General features: G+C 65.3%; 5 protein-coding genes. 2 read left to right on the plus strand and 3 right to left on the minus strand.

The features are described 5' to 3' along the window. Positions 1–1,296 (minus strand): class I adenylate-forming enzyme family protein (locus tag RMO04_RS02480; protein WP_309643213.1); only part of this gene is annotated, 1,296 nt, incomplete at its 3' end. A gap of 200 nt (positions 1,297–1,496) precedes the next feature. On the opposite strand from RMO04_RS02480, the gene RMO04_RS02485 reads away from it, so the two are divergent. Continuing rightward, complete coding sequence (locus RMO04_RS02485; protein WP_309643214.1) at positions 1,497–3,326, plus strand: NAD(P)/FAD-dependent oxidoreductase; 1,830 nt, start codon at positions 1,497–1,499, stop codon at positions 3,324–3,326. Between the two features lie 150 nt (positions 3,327–3,476). Next, positions 3,477–4,799, plus strand: coding sequence for a glycosyltransferase (locus RMO04_RS02490; RefSeq protein WP_309643215.1), 1,323 nt, complete (start codon positions 3,477–3,479; stop codon positions 4,797–4,799). A 118-nt stretch (positions 4,800–4,917) separates the two neighbouring features. Here the strand turns inward: RMO04_RS02490 and RMO04_RS02495 are convergent, their stop codons facing one another. After that, a complete protein-coding gene (locus RMO04_RS02495) occupies positions 4,918–5,607 on the minus strand; it encodes a response regulator (protein WP_309643216.1) in 690 nt (229 codons plus the stop codon). Then, the coding region (locus RMO04_RS02500) for an ATP-binding protein (protein WP_309643217.1) at positions 5,604–6,620 on the minus strand (1,017 nt) is incomplete at its 5' end. The genes RMO04_RS02495 and RMO04_RS02500, both read right to left, overlap by 4 nt.

Here is a 6,620-nt window from a genome sequence, read left to right on the forward strand (position 1 = left end):
GCTCTCGGCCGTCGCATCGGGGCGGTTGATATAGCCCTTGATGACGCTGCTGCCGCGCACCCAAAGTTCGCCGACCTCGCCCATGGGCAGGGCGTTGCCGTTATCGTCGACCACCTTGGCCTCGAAGTTGGGCAGGGCCCGGCCGCAGCTGGCCGGCTTGTCGACGAAGAAGTCGCCGCTCAGTGAGGTGATCACCCCGCAGGTCTCGGTCATGCCGTAACCGGTGTTGGGCCGGGCGGTCGGCACGGTCTTGTCGATCTTGTCGACGAGGTCCGGTTGAATCTGCGCCCCGCCGCCACCGACGCTGAGCAGGGACGAGGTGTCGTATTTGGCGAAGTCGGGATGGGTGACCAGCTCACGGGCCATCACCGGCACGCCGCTGACCGAACTGATCTTCTCGGCCTGGATCAGTTCCAGGGCCAGGGTGGCGTCCCAGCGGTACATCAGCACCATCTTGCCGCCCATGGCGGTGGCCGCGTAGGCCCCGCAGTTGTTGGCGGTGACGTGGAACAACGGCGTGGTGACCAGCACGGCCGGCGCGGGCGGCGGCACGTTCGGGTCGGGGATGACCCCGGTGGTCATGGCCAGCACCATGGCCCCGACGTTGCCGGAGAACAGCATGTTCATCAGGTTGCTGACGCAGCCCCGATGGGTCAGCTGGGCGCCCTTGGGAAAGCCGGTGGTGCCGGAGGTGTAGAAGATGCAGGCGTCGGAATCGGGGTCGACGGCGACATCGGGCATGGCCCCGCCATGGCCGATGACCGCGCTCCAGGGCGTTCCGCCGGCCGGAGTTTCCGTGCGCACGGCGACGACTTTCGCGCCGGCCAGCATGTCGGGCTGCTCGGCGATACGGGCCAGGCGCTCGGCGTCGGCGAACAGGATCTTGGGACGGGCGTCGCTGAGGCCGAAGGACATCTCGGGCGCGGTCCACCAGGCGTTCATTCCGACCACGGCGACGCCGATGCTGCAGGCCGCCCAGTAGATCAGCATCCATTCGGGATAGTTGCGCATGGCGATGGCGATGCGGTCGCCGGGCTCCACGCCCTGGGCCATCAGCCAGCCGGCGATGGAGGCGGTCAACTGATGCGCCTGGCCGTAGGTCAGCCGTTCGTCCTGATAGATCAGGTAGTCGCGGTCGGCGAACTGCACCGTGGAGAGCCAAAGCTCACGCACGGAGGGCGGTGCGTGACGGAAGGCGCGCAGCATCTGGCCGCGCACCTCGACCTCGGTGATCTCGAACGGCTGGCCAGGCGCGGTCAGTTCGGTCCAGGCCTGCTTCAGTTCTTTATAGTGCATGGGTTCCCTCCCGCTCGTTCCGCCGAGTGCGTCGAGGCGCGCGGCGGGTCTCATCCTCACGGTAGATGAACCCGAAGGTCTGCGCCACGTGGACGCCACGGAAGTCTGGCATGGACGTCGGCGCGTTCGCCCCGCATCGGCCCTTGCCTTCCGCTTGGGCAGGTCAGGTTCGATGATGTGGTATGTCAGGGGAGACGGCCATGGCGGATTCTGGCGCGATCGAGAGCAAGGCCGAGACGGCCGATCTTGGATTTGACCCCGAGGCGTTGCGCGCCAAGTACCGCGAGGAGCGCGATAAGCGCCTGCGGGTCGACGGCAACGAGCAGTACCAGGAGATCACGGGCGCCTTCGCTCACTATCTCGAAGACCCCTACGTTGAGCCGGGCTTCACCCGCGAGCCTCTGACCGACGAGGTCGAGGTGGTGGTGATCGGCGGCGGCTTTGGCGGCCTGCTGGCCGGCGCGCGGCTTCGCGAGGCCGGCGTGAAGGACATCCGCGTCATCGAGAAGGGCGGCGACTTCGGGGGCACCTGGTATTGGAACCGCTATCCCGGCGCCGCCTGCGATATCGAGTCCTATGTCTACCTGCCGTTGCTGGAGGAGATCGGCTACATCCCGAAAGAGAAGTACACCCGCGCGCCGGAAATATTGGCTCACAGCCGCGCCATCGGTGAGAAGTACGACCTCTACGACAACGCCTGTTTCCAGACCGAAGTCACCGGCATGGCCTGGGACGAGGACGCTTTACGCTGGATCATCGAGACCAATCGCGGCGACCGGATGAAGGCGCGGTTCGTGTGCATGGCCAACGGTCCGCTGCACCGCCCGAAGTTGCCCGGCATTCCGGGCGTCGAGACCTTCAAGGGTCACTCATTCCACACCAGCCGCTGGGACTACGCCTACACAGGCGGCGACTCGAACGGGAACCTCATCGGTCTGGCCGGCAGGCGGATCGGGATCATCGGCACCGGAGCGACGGCCGTCCAATGCGTACCGCATGTCGGCGCGACCGCGGGCCAGCTCTACGTGTTCCAGCGGACGCCCTCATCCATCGATGTTCGCGCCAACAGGCCCACCGATCCGGAATGGGCGGCGAGCCTGAAGCCGGGTTGGCAGCAGCACCGGATGGACAACTTCAACATCCTTGTCTCGGGCGGACACCAGGACGAAGACCTGGTCAATGACGGTTGGACCGACATCATCCGCAACCTGGGCCTGATCGCTCGCAAGCGCATGAGCGAGGGTGGCGCGACCGCGCCGATGGACGCCGGCGCCCTGGTGCAGCTGGCGGATTTCCAGAAGATGGAGTCGATCCGGGCGCGTGTGGACGCCGTGGTTCAGGACCAGGCGACGGCCGAGGCCCTGAAGCCCTACTACAACCAGTTCTGCAAACGCCCCTGCTTCCATGACGAGTACCTGGACACCTTCAACCGCCCAACCGTGACCCTGGTGGACACGCAAGGTCGCGGCGTCGATCGCATCACGGAGAAGGGCGTCGTCGTCGCGGGCGTGGAGTACGAGGTCGACTGCCTGATCTACGCCACGGGGTTCGAGGTGGGCACGGAGTACTCCCGCCGCGCCGGCTACGAGCTGTACGGTCGCGACGGCCTGAGCCTGACCCAGAAGTGGGCCGACGGCGCGTCCAGCCTGCATGGCATGCATGTGCGCGAGTTCCCCAACTGCTTCTTCTTCAGCAACATCCAGTCGGGATTCACCGCCAACTACCCGCACATGCTGAGCGAACAGGGTAAGCACGCGGCCTACATCATCAGCCGATGCCTTGAAGAGGGCGTGACCAGGGTCGAGGCGACCGCGGAGGCCGAGGCCGACTGGGTGCAAACCATCCTCTCGGCCGCCATCATGCGCCAGAAGTTCGCCGAGGAATGCACGCCCGGCTACTACAACAACGAGGGCAAGCCTTCGGAGATGGCGGTGCGCAACGGCGCCTACGGCAAGGGCTCAATCGCCTTCGTGAAGATCCTGGAGGACTGGCGCGCCCACGGCGGCATGCCGGGTCTTGAGATTCGCTGAGCGGACTTCGCGCGCCAGTTGAAACGACTCGGAATCCGCACGTGGAGGATTGATCAGCAGCGAACTCTGGGTAGGTAATGTCGCGTTAACCATATTGCGGAGCTCGATCGTCGTTTGGCGGTTGAACAATGTAGGGCAGGTGGGGGCACCGTGACGAAGCCGACTGCTGTTGTTGTTTCCTTCAACCCGGCCTTTCAGGTGCGGGCTGGGAATTCTGAATACCTCGCCAGCTTTACGCGATCGCTGGCTGGTGCTGGTTTCGACGCGAACATCCTGATTTTGGAAGAGATTCCCGCCTACATGGCGAGAATTGCGGCGATTGGGGAGTACACAGGCCTCTTCTCGCAATTCCAGATATTTCGCGCGGTCAAAGTCGGTCGATACTTTTATTCGCTCAATCCACGACATTGGCTAAACATGTTTCTGCGGGTCTCGCGGCTGAACACCGCTGCGGGTCGGTCGACGACGACCCGCCTCGGCTTCGACTGTTATGTACCGCATGCCAAGGCGCTCTCTTGGGCCCGACGGAAAGTGGCGTTGGCAAAGCCAACATTCGTTGTGGCCAACTACTTCAATTCCGCGCCGATCTTTGACCAGCTCCCGCCAGGAGTCGCTACAGCGATACTGACGCACGACATCCTGGCCCTTCGCGCATTGAGCGTGGACGCCGCAGGCGTTAGCGCGGACTTCGACCGCGGTCTGATCGCACAGGAGGCCGCGGCTCTCAACAAAGCCGACGTGTGTTTTGCCATCAAAACTGAGGAAGAAGAGACCATCCGCGAGATCGCGCCTGACACCCAAGCGGTGTCGATGCCGATGGCGGTGGAAATCGGTGAGGCCGATCTTGCCGGCCCGCGAGATCCGGTGTGCATCTTCGTTGGCAGTGACCATCCACCCAACAAGCAAGGCCTTCGGTGGCTGCTTACCGAGGCTTGGCCGCGCGTGCTCGAGAAGCGGCCAGACGCACGGCTCCATGTCGTGGGATCCTGCGCCTATTCGATCGACGTACCATTGCCAGCCAATGTCGATGTGCTCGGCTTCGTAGATAACCTTGCCGACGCCTACGCTCGCGCAGCTGTTTCCCTGACGCCCGTACTCTATGGTAGCGGCGTCAAGATCAAGCTGGTTGAGGCGCTCGCGGCCGGTCTGCCGAGCGTGGCGACGACGGTCGGCGCTGAGGGTGTGCCTTTGGCGTCGCCTGGAATCTTACGGGTCGCCGATGGCGCGGAGATCTTCGCTTGCGCTGTCCTCGAAACCCTGGCCGATTGCAACACACCGGCACATCGCGAAGCCGTCCGCGACTTCGCGCGACTTCACTACGATAGGGACACCGTCGGAATTCGCGTAATAGACCGACTGATCGCCGAAGGCCTATTCCAGAAAGCGACCTCAGACAAAAGAGCCCCGCGCACCTATCGCCCCGTGCCAATCCAATCGGTCGGCTCACATGTTGCGGTCGCATCCGCTTCTTAGTGTCGAAGTTGACGCTGATGGGACGAACTACCACGGGCCTGTCTCAGCCCGTACCTTCGGCGTGGTCGTGTGCAGCGAATAGGCTCCGACGCCGCCATCCCGGGCTACTAAGCAGAGCCTAGCCCAGCCAGCGATAGCCGACGCCCGGCTCCGTGGTGATCAGGCTGGGCGTGGAGGGATCCGGTTCGATCTTGCCGCGCAGTTGCGCCACGAAAACCCGCAGGTACTGCACGTCCTCGACATGCGCCGGGCCCCAGACGGCGGTCAGCAACTGGCGGTGGGTCACCACCTTGCCGTGACCTTGCACGAGTTGGGCGAGCAGATCGTACTCCTTGGGCGACATTCGGACCGCCTGGCCGGCGCGAGTGACGAGACGTTTGACCAGGTCGATGGTCAGATCGCCCGCCGTGACCATGGGCTCGGCGCCCTGGCGGAGCAGGCGATGGCGCAGCGCCACGCGCAGACGGGCCAGGAGTTCGCCGACCCCAAACGGCTTTTCCACATAGTCGTCGGCGCCCAGATCCAGGGCGTCTATCTTCTCGATCTCCTTGTCGCGGGCCGAGAGGATGACGATGGGGCCGTCATAGAAGGCGCGTGCCTTGGCGAGCACCTCCTTGCCATCCAGGTCGGGTAGACCCAGGTCCAGGACAACGGCGTCTGGCGCCTTGCGAGCGATCTCCTTCAGCCCCTCGGCGCCTGTGTGGGCCTGGATCGCCTCATAACCGGCCGCCTCCAGCGCCGGCTGCAGGAATCGATGGATCTGGACCTCGTCGTCGATGACCAGGATGCGGGGCCGCGAGGCGGTCACAGCATGTGACCTGGCATGGTGGTTTCCTTGGGCAGGCTGATCAGGATGCGCGTGCCCTTGCCCTCGTGGATGGGGCTCGCCGCGGCGATGCGCCCGCCCATGGCCTCGACGAAGCCCTTGGAGATGGCCAGGCCCAGCCCCGCGCCCTTGCCCCGGTCGGAGGCCTCTTCCATGCGGCGGAAGCGTTCGAAGACCCGTTCCAGTTCGGCGGTCGGGATGCCCCGGCCCTCGTCCTCGATGGAGATGACGACATTGCCGCGATCCTCGTAGGCGGCGGTTTCGATGGTCGAGCCATCAGGGCTGTAGGCGATGGCGTTTTCGAGGATGTTGACCAGGGCCTGTTCCAGCAGGCTGGGGTCGGCCATGACCATGCTGAGCTGGGCGGGGAAGTCGCGGCTGAGCTTGCGGGTCTCCAGCCGGCGTTCGACCCGGGCGATCGCGGCGGCCAGCACATCGCGAACATCGGTCCAGTCGCGGCGGGTCTTCAGGGCGCCGCCCTCGATGCGGGTCATGTCGAGCAGGTCACCGACATAGCGGTTGAGGCGCTCGGCCTCCTCGCGGATCGACAGCATCAGGTCGTCGCGGACGGCCGGCTTCATCGCCTTGCCGAAGTCGATCAGGGTGGTGACGGCGCCCAGCACCGTGGACAGGGGCGTGCGCAGGTCATGGCTGACCGAGTTGAGCAGGGCCGAGCGCAGCTTGTCGGACCTTCGCAGGGCGTCTGCGTCGGCGGCCTCGGCGGCGAACTCGGCCCGTTCGAGGGCAATGGCGCCCTGGTCGAGCAGGGCCAGGGCGAAGCGTTCGTCTTCCTCGGCGGCGAGGGCGCGAGGTTCCAGGCCGACGACGCCGGCCCGGGCCTTGACCCCCTGCAGCGGCCGGAAGGTCCAGGCGACGTTGGGCAGGGTGCCGGTCCGGGCGCCGGCCGGTTCGCCCATTTCCCAGGTCCAGCGGGCGGCGGCGAGGTCGCCGGCCGACAGAGGTTCGAGGTCGGGGGCGCCGGCTACGGCGATGAT

Origin of the sequence: Phenylobacterium sp., assembly GCF_031412415.1 — a bacterium.
In the GTDB taxonomy this organism is placed as follows: domain Bacteria; phylum Pseudomonadota; class Alphaproteobacteria; order Caulobacterales; family Caulobacteraceae; genus Phenylobacterium.

What these genes read in the sequence shown, in the direction of transcription:
- RMO04_RS02485 (WP_309643214.1), top strand. Translation starts at nt 1,497, where the DNA reads ATGGCGGATTCTGGCGCGATCGAGAGCAAGGCCGAGACGGCCGATCTT.